Origin of the sequence: Streptomyces antnestii (assembly GCF_004005495.1) — a bacterium.
Classification (GTDB): domain Bacteria; phylum Actinomycetota; class Actinomycetes; order Streptomycetales; family Streptomycetaceae; genus Streptomyces; species Streptomyces antnestii.
This window is the reverse complement of sequence record NZ_RZYA01000014.1, coordinates 83,689-101,328: the sequence shown is the minus strand read 5'-3', so window position 1 is coordinate 101,328 and position 17,640 is coordinate 83,689. Positions and strand designations below refer to the sequence as shown.

Sequence of the window (17,640 nt, the reverse complement as noted above, 5' to 3'; positions counted from 1 at the left end):
CCGGTCAGTTGGTGCGGTCGGACCAGCCTGCGGGCAGCTCGCCGGGAGCGACGGAGATGACCTTCTCGTCGTCCTCACCGACGTACTCGTCGAGCGTGATGCGGGCGAACTCGGGGACCTCGTAGATCGGGTAGGTCGGGCCCGCGTCGCGGAAGGCGCGCATCTCGTCGAGGTGGTCGTTCTGGAACAGGACGGTGCGCTCACCGTGGTCCTTGATCCAGTCCGGGAAGAAGATGACGCCGTGCAGGACCCGCTCGGCGGGGACGACGGTGACGCAGACCGAGGTGCCGGTGGGCTCGTTCCAGGAGATCTTGTATACGCCCCGGGTGAGCATCGCCAGGTCGACCCTCTGGTCCTTGACCCAGCGGCCGCCGACGTGGCCTGTGTGGATGCGGTAGTCAATGGTGGTCGCGTTCTTGACGTACATCTCGTACTGCCAGCCGTTGGCGTACGTGTAGATGAAGCGGTGGCCGACGGCGCCGGAGAGGTCCTGCGTCGGGACGGGGCGCTCGACGGTGGTCGGGTATGCGGGCCTGGTGGTTTCCACCCGCAGCAGTTCGATCTGCGCCTCGGTTAGGTCGGGGAGGTTCTCGCCGGTACGGGTCACGCGGATCACGGCGCGGCGCAGCGGGCCGAGGAGGCGGCTGAACTCATGGCTGTGCTCGCCGACGGGCCGCTCACCCCGCGCCAGGCGGCCTGCGGCAGATGGTCACCGAGGGCAAGGTCGACCTCGACCTGATCGACGAGGACACCGACGGCCACTCGTCGGGAGCCAACGGGGGAGGTTCGGCGCTTGTCGCGTGCGGCGGTGCGGAACATGTTGCCGATCATGTGCATACGGTCCTCGACCGTGGCCACCGCCAGCTTCTTGCGCACCGCGGCCACGAAGGCCTCGATGTCCGAGCGCTGCACCCCGGCGATGACGACAGGTGACGAACCGTCAGCCCATCCAGCACGGATCCAGCACGGGGTACGAAACGGCCGCGTCCACCACTCGGGACGCGGTCGTTTGACCTGCCTATTCGGCAGTAACAAATCGCGATGCCACGGGCGCCATCAGACGTTGAACCGAAACTCCACCACGTCTCCGTGGCGGCCGGAGACGCGGTGGAGGGGGCCGACGGAAGGCGACACATCTGCCGTGCGACATCTCTATAAGGGATGTGTCAGCCGCAACGAGTTCTCTGGCCCAGGCGCCCAACAACGGATGCCCATAGCCCTCATCCGAGCAGTACTCGTACCTGGGCTGCTCGCCTCGGCGCCGCGCACTGGCTGGGATCCGGCGGACGCGGTGAGGGCGCGGGCGGCCACGGCGTGAACGCACCGACCGGCTGAAGCTCGGGCGGCGAGGGCCACGTCTCATGGCACCCACGGACTGATGGGGCGTCACGTATGTGCCGACGGCCCCGTGAACCGGACCGTCGGTAGAGCGCCATGGGAAACCGCCGCGTCCGGACGGAGGCTCCACCCACACAACCGGAACCGCACAGTGGACAGTGGACGACAAGGACCTTCACGACCTGGTCGGCGAACTGTGCGCGTGCGGAGTGGAGTTGGACACCCATCGGGATGCCGTAACGCCTGCCGTAACGGCGGCGGCGTGAAGCAGGCACCAGGCACATCATCCGCCGTCGTGGCCCTTCCGAGTGGCGCAACGGTGACGGCCCACAGCCCACACCCCTTCGAGGTGGGGCGCGTCACCATTACTGTCGCCAGACGGCCGGACGTAACTTCCCTGTAACTCCTGGGGCACGTAACGCTGTCCGGTACCGGGCGGCCAGGGCCGGGGGTTGTCCGTCTCCCCGTCCCTCGCGATCACCTGGTGGCACGATGCATCCTGCTTCCCCCCACTCCTCGCGGCGCGGCTTCCGACGCGTGCTGCGGCCTGCCGACCGCGGACGTCGGTCGCGCTCCGCGTCCGCGGTCGCGCTGGTGCTGTCCGCGGTCGCCCTGATCCTCGGGTTGCTGTCCCCTGCCCCCGCGCAAGCCGCCTCCCTGCAGGAGGTGACGAGCTTCGGCTCCAACCCCGGCAGCCTGCAGATGTTCCGCTATGTCCCCGACGGGTTGCCGTCCGGGCGCCCCCTCGTGGTCGCCATGCACGGCTGCACCCAGTCGGCCTCGGCGTTCGACGACGAGACCGGCTGGACCAAGTGGGCCGATGCCTGGGGCTTCGCGCTGGTGCTGCCCCAGCAGAAGAGCGCCAACAACGCCAACTCATGCTTCAACTGGTTCCAGTCGTCCGACTTCTCGCGCGGTCAGGGCGAGGCCTTGTCCATCAAGCAGATGGTCGACAAGACCGCGGCCGACTACGGGACCGATCCCTCACGTGTCTACGTCACCGGCCTGTCCGCGGGCGGGGCGATGACCGCGGTCATGGCGGCCTCCTACCCGGACGTCTTCTCCGGCGCGGCAGTGGCCGCCGGCCTTCCCTTCGACTGCGCCCGTTCCACCACCGAAGCTCTGAGCTGTATGAACCCCGGCAGCAACCTCACCGCGCAGCAGTGGGGCGACAAGGTGCGCGCGGCCGACCCCGGCTACAGCGGCCCCTACCCGACGGTGGCGGTGTGGCAGGGCTCCCAGGACACCACTGTCGCGCCGATGAACATGACCGAACTCGTGGAGCAGTGGACCAACGTCCACGGCACCGACACCACGGCCGACGTGAGCGACACGGTGCAGGGTTTCCCGCACAAGGTCTACCAGGACGCTTCGGGCCGCGCCGTCGTCGAGTCGTACAGCATCACGGGCATGTCCCACGGCCAGCCGGTCGATCCCGGCACCGGGGCCACCCAGTGCGGCACGGCCAGCCAGTACCTGCCGGACATGAACATCTGTGCCTCGTACTGGATCGGACACTCCTGGGGACTCGACGCCACCGACGGCGGCGGTTCCCTGCCCGCCCCGACCGGGCTCACCGTCACCGCCACCACCGACACCTCGGCGTCCCTGTCCTGGAACGCCGTCGACGGTGCGGCCTCCTACCGCGTCTACCGCGGCGGCACCCAGGTCGGCTCGCCTTCCTCGACGTCGTTCACCGACACCGGGCTCGCCCCCGGCACGACGTACAGCTACACCGTGGCCGCCGTGGACGGCTCCGGGGCCGTGGGCGCGTCCTCCACCGGGGCGCAGGCGACCACGACCGGTGCCACCCACCACTGCTACACCGACAACAACTACAACCAGGTCGCCGCCGGACGTGCCCACCAGAGCCTCGGCTACGTCTACGCCAACGGCTCCAACCAGAACATGGGCCTGTACAACGTCTACGTCACCCACACCCTGGAAGAGACCTCGCCCGGCAGTTTCGTGATCGCCGATTCCGGCTGCCCGTCCTGACGGACCCATCCGCTGAGGCGGCTTCACCTTCACCGGGTGAGGCCGCCGCCGCACGTCGTCACCTGTCCTGTGATGGGGGCGAACTGCGGCGTGCTCAGCAGGCACGCACCTCCGGGCGCCGCCGCACCAGCCGAGTCTGCCGGTCTGGGCTCCAGCGCCGCCGGCCCCGCCTTGGAGTGAAGGACCGATGCCCGAAAGGCCGTTGAACTAGGACCTGTCCGGCCGATCATGTATCGGCCCTGCGGCGCCTGTCTTGAGCCTGGTGCGTCATGATCTCGGTGTGGCAGATGATTCCGTCTCGGTGACTTTCAGCTCGTTGTGGCATCTGAAGGCCCTGCATCGCATGGTGATGAACGGGAAGTTCGACGGTCCCGACGACGTCTTCTTCGGCAGCTCTCATCTCGCGGCCGCGCAGCACGCGATCCTTGAGGCGTTGATGCGGGCTGAACCCCAACAGGCCGCGAGGTGGGAGTCTTGGCGAGACGCGCGCGGGCACGAGGAGGTCCTGGATAGGGTTCGACGACATCTGCGGGACCACGCTGAAGCCGTCACAGCCATGGAACCGGCGGCCCGCCGTAGCTATGTGGAGAGCCTGCTTGCGCCGCTGGTAGGCGACCCCGATCTACTGGCGGAGTTGATAGGTGAGTAGTTCTTCTTCGGTATTCAGGTGCGCCGCCAGATGACGATGGCGGCGACAGTGGCGGTGCCGAGGAAGACGTAGCCGCGTTTGTCGTAGCGCGTGGCAATCGCCCGGGACTGTTTCATGCGGTTGATCGCCCGTTCGACGGTGTTGCGTTTCTTGTAGCGGTCCTCATCGAAACCGGGTGGCCGTCCGCCGCGTGAGCCCTTGCGCAGGCGGGCGGCTTGGCTGTCGGTCTTCTCCGGGATCGAAAGCCCGAGGCACCACGTGCTCTGGTGCTGCGCCTGGCCCGCGAAAACGACGGTTGGGGATATCGCCGGATCCATGGCGAACTGATCAACCTGGGCTGGAAGGTAGCCGTCTCCACCGTCTGGGAGATCTTGCAGCGGACCGGCGTCGACCCGGCGCCCCGGCGCGCCGACCGCTCCTGGGCGAAGTTCCTGACCGCCCAGGCCCAGGGAATCCTCGCCGTCGATGTCTTCCACGTGGACAATGCCTCTTTACGGCACTTGTTCGTCCTGTGACTCCCGGCGGGTGCACATCGCCGGCATCACCCGCAGCGTCACCGCCGCATGAGCCACGCAGCAGGCCCCGCAACCTGCTGATGAGCCTGGACGACACACGCATCGACGGCATCCGGTACCTGATCCATGACAACGCCGGCTACTTCAACCGGGGCTTCGACGCGGTCTTCACCGCCGTCGGCGCCCGAGTGGTGCCGATCCTGCCCGGCGTGCCCCGGATGAACGCGATCGCCGAGCGCTGGGTCGGATCATGCCGCCGCGAGGCCACCGACCGCATCCTCATCACCGCAAAGCGCCACCTGCGTCTCGTCATCGACCAGTACGCCGACCACCACAACAAACACCGGCCGCACCGATCACTCACTCGAACAACGAAGCCCCGACGGTGTCGGCACGCCCGAACCGCCCGCCACCGATGACCAATCGTGTGTCATCCGGCGCGACCGCCTCGGCGGCTTCATCCACGAATACACGCAGGTCGCACAGGGTGACAGAGTTTTCGGCACGCACAGGGTGTCGCGACCGGAGGGACGGCGTTCGCGGTGTCCCTTCCGAAGGCACCGGAACGGTTCAACTACGCGCGCCCGTGCGGGCCGATCGATAGACCGGCCCGCACGGGGTGGGACAGGATGATGCTGTAATTCGCGGAACAGGTGGTCAGGGCGTCTTCTTGAGCGTGAAGTCGCCGGTGGTCGTCGCTCCCTTCGCGATCTTCACCGTGGTGGTGGTGGGCTGGTAGCCCTCCTTGGCCACGATCACGGTGAGCGGGCTGTTGTGGACGTCCAGCCACAGGGCGTAGCTGCCGTCCTTGCCGGTTTTGAGGGTGTAGCTTGCCGCCTTGCCGTTGATCTGGATGGTGGCTCCGGCGAGGGGCACGGTGTCGCCCTTGCCGTCGGAGCCGAGGACGGTGCCGGTGTACTTGCCCCAGGTCTTGGGCGGGTTGACGTGCATTGTCACCGGGATTGCAGGGATGCGGTAGGGGGTGTCGGTGCTCATGCTCAGCTTGGTGCTGTATGTGCCGGGTTGGCTGATCTCGGCGGCAGAGGCGTCCAGGGTGACCACCACGGTTGTGCTGGCCCCCGGTGCGAGGGTGGCCTGCTTTGTCCCGAGGGAGAGCCAGGTCGCCGTCGAACCTGCTTGGTCGTAGCCGGGCAGCTCCTGGACGGTTGCGACCGGGTCCCGCCCGGCGCCGGAGTTGCCGCCGACAGTGTAGAAGCCCGGGGCTCCGCCGCCGCGGTAGAGCGCGGTGTTGGCGTTGGGCAGTGCGCTCCAGGTACCGGCCGCCGGGTCGAAGGCGAAGCCCTGGTTGGTGAGGGCAGTGCTGCCGTTGACGACGCCGCCGCTGGTGAGGAGCAGGCCGTTCGCGGCGGTGTAGGCCGAGCCCCACAAGTCGGTGGGCAGGTCGGCGATCGGGGACCAGCTGTCGGAGGAGGGGTCGTAGACGTAGGCGTGCTTGGTGGTGCCGTTGTTGGTCGAACCGCCGGCGCAGTAGAGCAGGTCGTGGATACCTCCGCAGGCGCTCCAGGAGACGGGCTCGGGGTAGGAGGCGATCTGCGACCAGCTGTTGGTGGACGCGTCATAGGCGTAGGCGTCCGTGGTGCCGCAACTGGAGGCGGCGCAGCCGCCGATCACGTAGAGCTTGCCGTTCAGGACCGCGTGGCCCGAACCGGCGTAGGCCTTGGGAGCGGAGGCGCCGGTGGTCCAGCTGTCGGATGACGGGTTGTAGATCTCCAGTTTGGTGTCGGGCGCGCTGCTGGAGCTCCAGCCGCCGACGGCGTAGAGCTTGCCATCGATGAAGCCTGCAGCCGGGGCGTCACGGGTGTCGGTCGACGGGGCCAGCGTGGACCAGGAGCCCGAAGTGGAATCGTAGGTGTACAGGGCGGTGCTGTCCTGGCTGCCGGTGGAGCCGAAGGCGGTGTAGAGCTTGCCGTTGTCCGACGCGACCGCAGTGTCCTGGAGGGGCACCGGCAGGTCGGCGACGGGTTGCCAGGCGTCACCGGCGGCTGCGGGGGCGGCTGTTGCGCCGGTGGCGGACTTAGGGGCCCGCAGCGGCGAGTAGCTGCCCTTGACCAGTTGCCGGGCTGCGCCTCGGGTGGCCTGGATCTGGAAGTCTCCGCTGCCCTTGTTGAGGTTGAAGGTGGCGGGGGCTCCTCCGGTGTTCTTCACGGTCAGCTGCTGGGTGCCGGTGGCACCCCAGGCGAGGGTTGTGTCGACGGAAGCCGGGGTGATGGTGAGCCGGCCGGCCTTGACGGCGTAGTCGCTCTCGGTGGTGCTGTCCGCCGCCACCTGTACGGCCTTGCTGTCGGACGTGTACTTGTTCTTGTCCGCCTTGAAGGAGTGTTGTCCGACGGTGTCGGAGAACATCCAGTAGAAGCCGTCGCCGAGCGCCGGGTCGTCCGGGGTGGCGGCGGTCATGGCCGACTGCTCGGGAGCGTCGGCGTTCGTGACAGTGGCGCCGACCACGCCGTCACCGGTGTTGGCGTCGGTGACGGTACCCGCCACCAGGCCGCCGGTCACCGGGACGTAGTTCCGGTTGCCGACGGCGATGTCGTCCACCTGCCACCACCAGCCCCACGTGGCGACGTAGTGGAACCGCAGCTGGACGGCCGATGCGCCGGCGTAACTGGTGAGCGGAATCTCCACATGGGCCGGACCGGTCAGTGAGGTGGTGCGGGTCCACACCGGGGTCCAGGTGGCACCGCCGTCGGTGGTGATGTCCACGCTGCCGGTCTGGTTTGCGTTGTGGAACTCGGTGTCGAAGGAGATATAGGGCGCGGAGTCGTCGGTGAAGTCGTACACCGGGGTGATCAGCGAGCTGTCCTGGTGCTTGCCCTGACCGTAGTAGTCGCTGTCGACCATGGCGAAGGCTCCGCTGCCTCCGGTGTGGTTCTTGCGTCCGCGGGTGTCGGAGAAGTCCCATCCGCCGTAGGTGCCGTCGGCATTGACTACGCTCCAGCCCTGCGGAGCGGAGGTGGTGGAGTCGAACGTCTCGGCCGTGCCCGTACGCTTCAGCTTGTAGCCGACCGCCGTGCCCTGATCGGGGTTCACCGGAACGGCGAAGTTCACGGTCTGCGCGTCATCCCCGGATTTGACGTCCTTGCTCACCGCCTGGTAGCCGGGGTATTGCGCGGCGACCTTCAGCGTGTAACTGCTGCCCACAGGGAGTTGGAGTTTGTAGGCGCCGGTGTAGGGGTCGGTGTAGACCGGTCCACCGGGCATGCCGTCGACGGTGATCGACGCGTACAGCGGCCATCCGTGGCCGGAACCGTCGGTCACCTTGCCGGTGACGGTCCGGCGGGCCACCGCATCCAGCGCAAAGGTCTCGGTGACCGACCCGCCATCCTCGACCGCGACTGCGCTGGTCGTCTTGCTGGCGTATCCGTAGGCGGAGGCGGTCAGGTCGTAGGTGCCGGGTTTGACTGTGAGTGAGTAGTGGCCCTTGGCATCCGTGGTGGCACGGTAGTCGCCCGCGGCGATGGTGGCCCCGGCCAGCGCAGCACCTGAGGCGTCGGTGACGGTGCCGCCGATCTCACCATGCGGGCCGCTGCGGAAGGCTGCGAGGCCGTTGGGGGTGCCCAGACCGGTCGGGCCGTCGTAGCCGGTCCCGGCGTTGCACAGGTAGCTCGGTGAGCAGGAGCCGTTGGACCCGCTGGTCACGTCGTTGAGGGCCGACACGTTGAGGTACGGGTACGCATTGGGGTAGCTGCCCGTGGCCGGTGCGCCGGCCGCAGCGTACACACCCGCGATGATCGGCGAGGAGGCACTCGTACCGCCGTACACGGCCCAGCCGCTGCCGCCGTAGCTCTGGTACACCGAGACACCTGTGGCCGGGTCGGCGACCGCGGAGACGTCGGCAACCGACCGCATGGCACAGCCGGTGTCGCCCTGGAACGCCGGCTTGGGCTCGTACATCGAGCAGCCTGACCCCGTGCCGCCGGTGCCGTTGTGCCACACCGACTCCGACCAGCCGCGCGTCTGGGTGGTGTCCTTCTGCAGTGAGGTGCCACCGACAGCGGTGACGTACTGCGACGCCGCAGGATAGGAGACGCCGTAGGAGGCGTCCCCGGAAGAGGCGACCATCGCGACGCCCGGATGGTTGTAGTGGGCGTCGAAGGCAGTGGTCTCGGAGGGGTCCTCGCCGCTGCCCGGCGTGCTGGTGTACCCGCTGCCGTAGGAGTTGGACACGTACTGGGCGCCCAGGGCGACGGCCTCGTCGACCGCGGCTCCCATGTCGTCGAAGTTGGCGGAGTCGGCCTCGACCAGCAGGATGTGAGCATCGGGCGCGGCTGCGGAGACCATGTCGAGATCGAGCGAGATCTCGCCGGCCCAGTTCGAGTCGGCCCCCGGGTAGTTGGTACCGCCTCGCTGGTCGACCTTGTGGAAGCAGCCGTTGGCCGTGGTGCACGCCGGCAGGCCGTACTGCGCTCGGTAGATGGCCAGGTCAGCCTCGGCCGCGGGATCGTCGTACGCGTCTACGATGGCTATCGTCCTGCCGCCGCCCCCGTCGCCCGGCAGGTTGTAGGCGCTCTGCAGATCCGAGGCGCCCCAGCCGCTGGGTGTGGCCGCGTCCGGCTGGACCCCCTTGGTGCCGGGGACATCGGTGCGGCGCATCGCGAAGCAGGCGACGTCACCGGGCTTGGGAGTGCTGCACACTTGCGCGACGGGGGGTGTGGCATCCCTCGACGCTGCACTGAGCGGCTGCGCTCCCGCAGTCGCAGCGAGGGGCAGCGCGGCACCCACGATCGCCAGTGCGGCGGAGGCGACAACGGCCAGACGTGAGGGATTTCGCCCTCGGTCCGGACCTCTGAACGTTCTGGCGGCTTGCAACGTGTGACTCCTCTGCAACGTGCCTGGAGTCGACCGCAGGCGTGCTCGCTGGTCGACGGCGGACGCCTTCGTTCGCCGTTCAAGTTCATCTTGATAAAGAGCCCACCAGCAAGAAGGTAGAGAGGTCGCATTTACGCCCTGTCATAAATGCGCCAGGGAGGGAGTGTTGGATGTCGCCAGTGCACGCGTGCACGGTCCACAGGCCGCGGGGTGCCCGGGTGTGGTGGGCTTGTGTGCCAACTCATTGGACAACACGGCACATTCCGCTAATGTGATCACGCGTGGAAGATCGACTGAGGGAGTGGGGACTGTGGCGGAGCCGGTCCCGCAACCGAAGATGGCGGAGCCTTCACTGCTGACCCTGCTCGGTATCGACGCCGAGCAGGACGCCCTCTACCGCCTCCTCATCGACCGTCCTGGCAGCGATCCGGCAGCCCTGGCCCCGCATCTCGGGAACGGCGAGGCGGTTGAGCGCATCCTGTCGACTCTGGTCGATCGCGGGCTGGCCAGCGCCGAACAGGACACGGACGGTGTGCGCTACCGTGCCTCGCCGCCGACCCTTGCGCTAGGTCCCCTGCTGGAATCCCGGCGCGCCGCCCTGCACCGGGTCGAGCATCTCGTCACCGAGCTGGCCGACCGGCACCGCGCCGCACAGTCCCATACCTCCGAGGCAATCGTCGAGGTCCTGTCCGGAGCTGCCGCGATCCGGCGCTGGCTGGTCGCGATGCAACGGGACGCGCGGAGCGAAGTCCGAGGGATGATCCCGGCCACGCAGGCAACCAGCGTCATCACCTACCAGGACAACCTGGATGAGGTGGAACGCGACATGATGCTCCGAGGGCTGACCATACGCACCGTCTTGGAACGCGCCTGGCTGGAGGATCCCGCGGCCGCTCGCTCCCTCGCACAGGCGGCAGCGCATGGGCAGCAGATCTCCGTCACCGACAAGGTGCCCACCAAGCTGCTCATCGCCGACGACGACATCGCCGTGCTGCCGCTCGACCGCGAACGGGACGCGGCCGGAGAACCCGTGGCACTGGTGGTGCACCGCAGCAACCTGCTCACCACCCTGATCTCGATGTTCGAACTGTACTTCGCGATGGGTTGGCAGTTGCGTACCGATGGCCTCGACCAGACCGCAGCTGAGAACAAACCCCGCTCCGGTCAACTCGAACCGATCGACCGGAAGATCATCGCCCTGCTCCACATCGGACTCACCGACGCAGCCATCGCCCGCCAACTCGACATGAGCCACCGCACGGTCCAGCGGAGACTGCACCATCTGATGGATACGGTCGGCGCGGCAACCCGCTTTCAACTCGGCTGGCACGTGGCCGTCTCTGACTGGGTGGACACGAACCCGTCCTGAAACGTTCTCTTTCACCAGTACCCCATCACGGGGGCCACCGTCTCTCCGGACTTCACTCGCGGGATCGCGAGTCACTCCGACGGTCTGTGCCAGGACGATCATCAGCGCTGAAGTCTTCGCCGGCCCACCCTGTGCCGTTTCCGCACCAGCGCGATGGCGCGGGCGCGGAACTCAGCGGGGTAGGCGCGGGGCATGTCGGGCAGCCTTTCGTGAAGGCCGTCAGTTAGCCACCAGAACTGGAACCTGAGAGGTGGGGCAGGTCAGTCACCCGATCGTGCAGCAGACCCCTTCGCTTGCCGGAAATCGCCCCCGCTCGGCTGTCAGGCCACAACCTCGCCGATTCCTCACGACATCCGGAGTGCTGCACCCGCGAGGTTCGATACCCTCCGGCTCTCACGACACCACGATCGGAAATCAGTAAGCATTCACGATGCGCAGGGCGATATCGCCGTACTGGTAGGCGAGTTGGTCAACGGAGGACTCGCCACCCTCGTGGAACCAGCTGGCCACGCCGATGCCCATATCCAGGATCGAGTACGAGGCGATCCTGGCCGACCGAACCTCGAAGGCACCTTCGGCCGCACCCCGTTCGATGAGTTCGCGGTAGCGGCGCTCGTAGTCGCTGCGGCTGCTGAGCACACGCTCCTGGTCCGGCGGCTCCAGGTTGCCGATCTCACGGTTGCCGACGAATGCCTCGAGGCGATGGCGTGCGTGGTAGCGGATGTGTGCCTCCACCGAGCGGCGGAGCTGTTCGCGTACATCGTCTGTGCCGCCGACGGCCGCGATGTTGTCCGCGATGAGCTGCTCCATCGTGCCGATCATGATCTCGGCCAAGAGTTCATGCTTGGAGGCCACGTGTTTGTACAGGCTCGGGCCGCGGATGCCGACGGCGGCGCCGATGTCTGTCATGGTCGTGGACCGGTAGCCCTGTTCCGCGAACAGTCGCAGCGCTGCCAGGCGGATCCCCGACCGGCGGTCCGCCGGCGACTTCTCCTCGGATCGTGCGGGGCGATGAGCACGCTCGTAGCGACCGTCCTGGCCGTCGTGCACTACTCCCATGCCACCCCTCCGTTAGGCTACTCATGGTTAGCTGACTGAGCAATGCTCTGCGTGGTCATCTGACCTGTTCTTCCACAAGGATAGCGGCCTCGCCCTTGACACATCACCCCTCCCCCTCTCTGATGGCTAATGGTCATTAGCCGAACTCGGGAGTGAGCGTGTCCATCGGATTCGAGATCGACGAGAGGGTGGCCGACATCGCGCGGCGCACCGCGGAGCTCGTACGGGATGTGGTGATCCCCGAGGAGCAGGCGTGCGACGGGAACGTCCACAACGGGCCGGAGCCGCTGCGCCGTCGGCTTCAGGAGGCGGCACGCGTGGCAGGGGTGTTCGCCCCGCACGTCGGCGACGAGTGGGGTGGGCTCGGACTTGATCTGTGCGGGCAGGCGGTGGTGTTCGAAGCGGCCGGGTACTCGCTGCTCGGGCCGCTCGCGCTCAACTGCGCTGCGCCCGACGAGGGCAATATGCACCTGCTCGAAGTGGTCGCCACCGAGGAGCAGAAGGAGCGCTTCCTCCGCCCGCTTGCGGCCGGTGTGGTGCGCTCGTGCTTCGCGATGACCGAGCCTGCACCCGGCGCCGGTTCCGATCCCCGGGCCCTTGCCACGACCGCCACGAGGATCGACGGCGGCTGGCGGATCGACGGCCGCAAGTGGTTCATCAGCGGCACGGACGGGGCCGCCTTCGCCATCGTCATGGCTCGCACCCGCGGCGAGGCGGGGGACGCGGGCGGGGCGACGATGTTCCTCGTCGAGGCCGACAACCCGGGCATGAAGATCGTCCGGAACATCGACACGCTGGACCAGGGGCTGTTCGGCGGCCACAGCGAGGTCGTCTTTGAGGACTGCGAGGTCGGCGACGACGCCGCGCTGGGCGCGGTCGACGAGGGTTTCACATATGCGCAGGTGCGCCTCGGGCCCGCGCGGATGACCCACTGCATGCGCTGGCTCGGGGTGGCGCGCCGCGCGCAGGACATCGCCCTGGAACGGGCGGCGGACCGCTCGGCCTTCGGAAAGCCGCTGGCCGAACTGGGCATGGTGCAACAGCTGTTGGCCGACTCCGAGATCGACATCGAGACCAGCCGGGCGGTGTTGTGGCGGGCCTGCTGGGAACTGGACCAGGGCCGCTCGGCCGCCCAGCACACCTCGATCACCAAGACGTACGTCTCGGAGGCGGTCAACCGGGTGGTCGACCGGGCCGTGCAGGTGTGCGGAGCGCTCGGCATCTCCGGGGACGCCCCCCTGTCGCGTCTGTACCGGGAGGTGCGGCCGTTCCGTATCTACGACGGGCCGTCCGAGACGCACCGCTGGGCCATCGCCAAACGCGCCGTGCGCGCGGCGCGGGAGCGGCGGGCCGCGCTGTGACCGCGCCCGAGGCAGCCGTCGTCGGTATCGATGTGCCCGCGCTGCGGCGGTACTTCGAGCGCCATGTCCCTCAGTGCACGGGCCCGCTCGGGATCGAGCTGCTGCACGGCGGGCGCTCCAACCTGACGTACCGCGTGACCGACCAAACGCACCGGTGGGTGCTGCGCCGGCCACCGCTTGGGGTGCTGACGCCGACCGCGCACGACATGGACCGCGAGTACCGCGTGGTCGCCGCGCTCGGCGGCACCGGGGTGCCGGTCGCCGGGGCCGTCCTGTCGTGCACGGACCCGGACGTCATCGGAGCGCCGTTCTGCGTCGTGGACTTCGTGGAGGGGGCGGTGCTGCGCGACGGCGACGAGGTCGCGGCGCTGCCGTCCGCGGACGTACGGGGATCCGCCGACGCTCTTGTCGACGCCCTGGTGGCCCTGCACGCGGTCGACGCCGCGACCGTCGGACTGGGCGACTTCGGCCGCCCGGACGGCTACCTGGAACGGCAGGTGCGACGCTGGCGCGGCCAGTGGGAAAAGGTCGCGACGCGGGCGCTGCCCGACCTCGACGCCCTGCACGGCAGGCTCGCCCGCACCGTGCCTGCGAGCGGCGCACCGGCGATCGTGCACGGCGACTACCGCCTCGACAACACCATCCTGGCGCCCGGCGACTTCGGGCAGATCGCCGCGATCGTCGACTGGGAGATGGCCACGCTCGGCGATCCGCTCGCCGACCTCGGCATGCTGCTCATGTACTGGGACCCGGCCTGCGAACCGGTGCTCGGGGCGCGCCACGTGCCGACGGCCCATCCGGCCTTCCCTGGTGGGCACGAGCTGGCAGAGCGGTATGCCGCGCGCTCCGGCCGGGACATCACCGCGCTGCCCTTCTACCAGGCTCTGGCCTGTTTCAAGCTCGCGGTGATCGCGGAGGGCATCCACGCCCGCTATATCGCGGGCCGCACCGTCGGCACCGGTTTCGAGCAGGTCGGCTCCGCGGTCCCCGCGCTGCTGCGCTCGGGGTTGGAGCTGCTGTCGTGATCACCGCACCCGCGAACGAAGGAGAGACCGTGCGAGAGCGACTGTCCGGAATGATTGCCCTGGTCACCGGTGCGACCGGGGGCATCGGCGATGCCGTCTCACGTCGGCTCGCCGCCGAGGGTGCCACCGTGGTGGTCACCGACGTCGACGCCGACCGCTGTACGGAACTGGCGAAGGAGCTCTCCGCCGACGGGGCGCAGGCGCTGGGGCTCGCCCTCGACGTGAGCGAAGAGGAGGCCTGGCGCGCAGCGATCGAGCGCGTGGTGGCCGAGCTGGGCGGCCTGTCCGTCCTCGTCAACAACGCGGGGATCGCGGAGATGCGGACCGTGGAGACGGAGACCCAGGAGTCCTGGGACAAGGTCATCGGAGTCACGCAGGGCGGTGTGTGGCTCGGCATGAAGCACGGCGGGCCCGCGATCGAGCGCTCCGGCGGCGGCTCGATCGTGAACATCGCGTCGATCTTCGGTACGGTCGGCGGCTTCGGCAGCCAGTTCTCGTATCACGCGGCGAAGGGCGCGGTCCGGTTGATGACGAAGAACGCCGCGCTGCACTGGGCCACCCGCGGTGTCCGCGTCAACTCCCTCCATCCCGGCTTCATCGAGACGCCGCTCTCGCGCGAGCTGTGGCGCGGCACGCCCCGGCACACCGCGATGGTCGAGGGCACCCCCATGGCGCGGCTCGGCCGGCCCGACGAGGTCGCGGGCGCGGTCGCGTTCCTCGCCTCGCCGGACTCCAGCTTCGTGACCGGTTCCGAGCTGTACGTGGACGGCGGCTGGACGGCCCGCTGACACACGTGAGGGGCGCGGCAACTGCCGCGCCCCTTGAGGTCGTTGATCGTCAGCGCACTCGCGTGTACTGGTTCACCCCGCCCACGACCTTCACCGCGGCCCGTCCCCGCAGCACCAGGACGTCCAGGTGGGCCGCCGTCTCGTTGACCGCGAGCATCTGGTTGAAGGCGCTGAGGTCACCGAACGGCACTTCCCGGCGCGTCCAGCCCAGGGCGCGCGCCACCGCGTGGGCGTCGAGTGTGGCGTCCCCCAGGGCTGCCAGGCTTTTGGCCAGCCGGTTGTCGTGGTGCGTGAGCAGCTCGGCGACGCGCGTGTGGGAGCTGTCGGCGACCGGCCCATGGGCGGGCAGCAGGCGCGTGTCGGCGTAGCGGGTCATGAGCCGCAGCGAGTCCAGATAGTCGGCGAGGGGTCGTCCGCCGGGTTCGGTCAGTTCGAAACCGATGGACGGAGTGATGTGCGGAAGTACGTGGTCCCCTGAGAACAGCAGCCCGCGCTGTTCGTCGAGGTAGACGACATGTCCTGTGGTGTGTCCGGGAGTTGGTACGACGCGCAGTTCGCGTTCGCCGAAGCGCAGGGTCTCCGCTCCGAGCCAGCGGTCCGGGGCCTCCCACACGCTCGGGTCGTAGCCGCCGTGGTCCATCGCCTGGACGTGGTCGGCCAGTTCGCCGGCGCCCGCCCGGCGCAGTGTCTCCAGTGACCCCGCGGGTTCGTCGCTGCGCAGCCGGTGGAGCATCTCCAGGCCTGGCCGCTCGCCCGCGCCCAAGTACACGCGTGAGCCCAGCAGTCGGCGCAGCTCGACTGCGTTGGTGTAGTGGTCGCGGTGGATGTGCGTGACGAGGATGTGGCGGATGTCGCCGAGGTCGCGGCCGATGGCGGCGAGGGCTTCTTCGAGCGCTTTGCGGGCCTCGGGGATCGCCCAGCCGCCGTCGATCATGACGATGCCGTCGTCCTCCGCCAGGTTCTCCAGCAGATAGACGTTGACGGCGTGCAGACCGTCGTTGGGCAGCGGCAGCGCAACGCGGTGCACCTCAGGCTGCACGGTCTGGACTCCGGCTGCGGCCCATGGGCCCTGGTCGAACCGCGGTGTCATGACTCTCCCTTGCCGGCTGTTGTGCCGTGGTCGGTTGTCCTTCGTGGTGCGGGCCGCGCCGGTCGTGTGGCGGCGCGGCCCTCGGTAATGCCGCCGGGTCAGGCCGGGCCGGAAGTGTGCGTACGCAGCCTGCGGGCCAGTTCGCCGGCCCCGGACCGGTCGAGCTTGCCGACCTTGGTCTGAGGCAACTCCTCGACGCCGTACACGAATTCGGGCCATTTGCTCTTGGAGAGGCCTAGGTGTTCGAGGTGTGCGGTGATCTCCGCCAGGTCGATGGCGCCGCCGTCCTCGGTGACGACGAGCAGCGCGATCCGCTCGCCGAGCACCTCGTCGGGGACGGCGGCGACGCAGGCCCTGGCCACGCGCGGGTAGGCGGCCACCGCCCGCTCGATCTCGGTGATGTCGATGTTGCGGCCGCCGCGGATGATGATGTCCTTCTCGCGGCCCATGATGGTGACGGTGCCGTCCTCGTGGGTCATCAGCAGGTCGCCGGTGGGGAAGTAGCCGTCGTCCATCAGCTCCGGCGGCTCGACCCGGCCGTCACGTGCATAGCCGAGGAAGAGGGACGGGCCGCGGACCTGCGCCCGCCCGGACACACCCGGTGCCGCCTGGGCGCCGTCGGGGGTGAGCGCGCGGAGGTCCGTGCCGGGGAAGGGGCGGCCGTCCCTGCCGAGCCGGATCTCCTCGGGGTCGTCGGGGCTCGGGGAGGTGTGGCCCAGGCACTCGGACATGCCGAAGACGCGAAGGATCTTCGTCCCCAGGGATTGTTCGGCGCGGGCGAGGGCTCCGCGGTCCATCGGTCCGCCGCCGACCGTGATGGCGCGCACTCCCCCGAGGGCGCCGGATCCGGCCGCTTCTGCGCCCATCTGGAGTGCCATCGTCGGGACGCACATGGTCCAGCGGACCTCGGTCTCGGCCATCCGCCGCAACGCCGCTGCCCGGTCCCACTTCGCCGTCAGTACGAGCGGGCCGCCCAGCAGAAGGGAGAGGTAGACGCCGAAGCAATACGCGGCCGTCGACGACAGCGGCACAATCGCGGCCACCGCGTCCCCGCGCGCCAGGCCGTTGATCTCGATGGTGCTCGTACCGGCGTAACGCAGGGCGGCCTCGGACTGCACAACTCCCTTCGGCCGCCCGGTCGAACCGGACGTCAGTCCGATGAGGGCGCCGCCCGACCAGCGCGCCACGTCGTACGGTCCGGGCGCCGACCGGCAGGCCCAGCCCTCGAGCACCGTGCCCACCCGGCCCTCCGCAACCAGGTCGGACACCCCCCATTCCTCCATCGCCGAGGGCTCGGCGACCACGGCGTCCGGTCGGATGTCCTCGCAGGCCGCGGCGAACTCCGCACGCGTGGTGTGCCGATTGACCACCGCGAGGACACCTCCCGTCAGGCCCACGGCGAGGCTGCCGGCGACGGTGCGCCACGAGTTGTCGGCCTGCAGCGCGACGGTGCCGCCCGCCCCTCCGGCTCCCCCGGGGAACATCACCTCGGCGAGCCGGGCCGCCTCGGCGAGCAGCTCGCGCGCCGTATGGGGGCCTGTGTCGTCGATGACAGCGACGAAGTCCTCCTGCTCGGCCCTGTGTTGGAACTCCCGCACTACCTGTCGCATCCCGCTTCCTC

At 68.9% G+C, this 17,640-nt stretch carries 13 protein-coding genes and 1 pseudogene; 7 read left to right on the top strand and 7 right to left on the bottom strand.

Annotated features, from left to right (window positions below; all coding sequences use genetic code 11):
- Positions 1–4 precede the first annotated feature (4 nt).
- Together EOT10_RS26365 and EOT10_RS26360 are read right to left on the bottom strand one after the other, a co-directional pair.
- Positions 5–547, bottom strand: coding sequence for a phenolic acid decarboxylase (locus tag EOT10_RS26365; protein WP_127830930.1), 543 nt, complete (start codon positions 545–547; stop codon positions 5–7).
- 65 nt (positions 548–612) lie between these two features.
- The gene (locus EOT10_RS26360; protein WP_127830827.1) at positions 613–912 is read right to left on the bottom strand and encodes a hypothetical protein; all 300 of its coding nucleotides are present in this window, start codon (positions 910–912) and stop codon (positions 613–615) included.
- Between the two features lie 918 nt (positions 913–1,830).
- On the opposite strand from EOT10_RS26360, the gene EOT10_RS26355 reads away from it, so the two are divergent.
- The gene (locus tag EOT10_RS26355) at positions 1,831–3,336 is read left to right on the top strand and encodes an extracellular catalytic domain type 1 short-chain-length polyhydroxyalkanoate depolymerase (protein WP_189492097.1); all 1,506 of its coding nucleotides are present in this window, start codon (positions 1,831–1,833) and stop codon (positions 3,334–3,336) included.
- A gap of 280 nt (positions 3,337–3,616) precedes the next feature.
- Positions 3,617–3,985, top strand: a complete 369-nt coding sequence (locus tag EOT10_RS26350) for a hypothetical protein (RefSeq protein WP_127830826.1) — start codon at positions 3,617–3,619, stop codon at positions 3,983–3,985.
- Between the two features lie 14 nt (positions 3,986–3,999).
- Here EOT10_RS26350 and EOT10_RS26345 read toward each other — a convergent pair.
- A pseudogene (locus EOT10_RS26345) lies at positions 4,000–4,221 on the bottom strand (IS5/IS1182 family transposase); the annotation flags it as partial.
- A 359-nt stretch (positions 4,222–4,580) separates the two neighbouring features.
- Between EOT10_RS26345 and EOT10_RS42120 the strand changes: the two are divergent.
- On the top strand, positions 4,581–4,919 hold the full coding sequence (locus EOT10_RS42120; RefSeq protein WP_223281206.1) for a transposase: 339 nt from the start codon (positions 4,581–4,583) through the stop codon (positions 4,917–4,919).
- Between the two features lie 238 nt (positions 4,920–5,157).
- On the opposite strand, the gene EOT10_RS26335 is transcribed toward EOT10_RS42120, so the two are convergent.
- Entirely contained in the window at positions 5,158–9,249 is a 4,092-nt protein-coding gene (locus tag EOT10_RS26335; RefSeq protein WP_127830928.1) for a carboxypeptidase regulatory-like domain-containing protein, read from the bottom strand.
- 388 nt (positions 9,250–9,637) lie between these two features.
- Between EOT10_RS26335 and EOT10_RS26330 the strand changes: the two genes are divergently transcribed.
- Entirely contained in the window at positions 9,638–10,696 is a 1,059-nt protein-coding gene (locus tag EOT10_RS26330) for a hypothetical protein (protein ID WP_127830824.1), read from the top strand.
- Positions 10,697–11,110: 414 nt separating this feature from the next.
- Here the strand turns inward: EOT10_RS26330 and EOT10_RS26325 are convergent, their stop codons facing one another.
- The gene (locus tag EOT10_RS26325; protein WP_127830823.1) at positions 11,111–11,755 is read right to left on the bottom strand and encodes a TetR/AcrR family transcriptional regulator; all 645 of its coding nucleotides are present in this window, start codon (positions 11,753–11,755) and stop codon (positions 11,111–11,113) included.
- A gap of 158 nt (positions 11,756–11,913) precedes the next feature.
- Here EOT10_RS26325 and EOT10_RS26320 point away from each other — a divergent pair, with 158 nt between their 5' ends.
- From EOT10_RS26320 to EOT10_RS26310, 3 genes are read left to right on the top strand one after another with little or no spacing between them, the layout of a single operon-like run.
- Positions 11,914–13,116 carry an acyl-CoA dehydrogenase family protein gene (locus EOT10_RS26320; protein ID WP_127830822.1) on the top strand — a complete coding sequence of 401 codons (1,203 nt, stop codon included), beginning with the start codon at positions 11,914–11,916 and terminating at the stop codon, positions 13,114–13,116.
- Positions 13,113–14,141 carry a phosphotransferase family protein gene (locus tag EOT10_RS26315; RefSeq protein WP_127830821.1) on the top strand — a complete coding sequence of 343 codons (1,029 nt, stop codon included), beginning with the start codon at positions 13,113–13,115 and terminating at the stop codon, positions 14,139–14,141. Before EOT10_RS26320 ends, EOT10_RS26315 begins: the two co-directional genes overlap by 4 nt.
- Before the next feature lie 29 nt (positions 14,142–14,170).
- Complete coding sequence (locus EOT10_RS26310; RefSeq protein ID WP_127830820.1) at positions 14,171–14,929, top strand: SDR family NAD(P)-dependent oxidoreductase; 759 nt, start codon at positions 14,171–14,173, stop codon at positions 14,927–14,929.
- 49 nt (positions 14,930–14,978) lie between these two features.
- Here EOT10_RS26310 and EOT10_RS26305 read toward each other — a convergent pair whose 3' ends face one another.
- Together EOT10_RS26305 and EOT10_RS26300 are read right to left on the bottom strand one after the other, a co-directional pair.
- Positions 14,979–16,019 carry an MBL fold metallo-hydrolase gene (locus EOT10_RS26305; protein WP_127830819.1) on the bottom strand — a complete coding sequence of 347 codons (1,041 nt, stop codon included), beginning with the start codon at positions 16,017–16,019 and terminating at the stop codon, positions 14,979–14,981.
- 98 nt (positions 16,020–16,117) lie between these two features.
- On the bottom strand, positions 16,118–17,629 hold the full coding sequence (locus EOT10_RS26300) for a class I adenylate-forming enzyme family protein (RefSeq protein ID WP_127830818.1): 1,512 nt from the start codon (positions 17,627–17,629) through the stop codon (positions 16,118–16,120).
- Positions 17,630–17,640 lie beyond the last annotated feature (11 nt).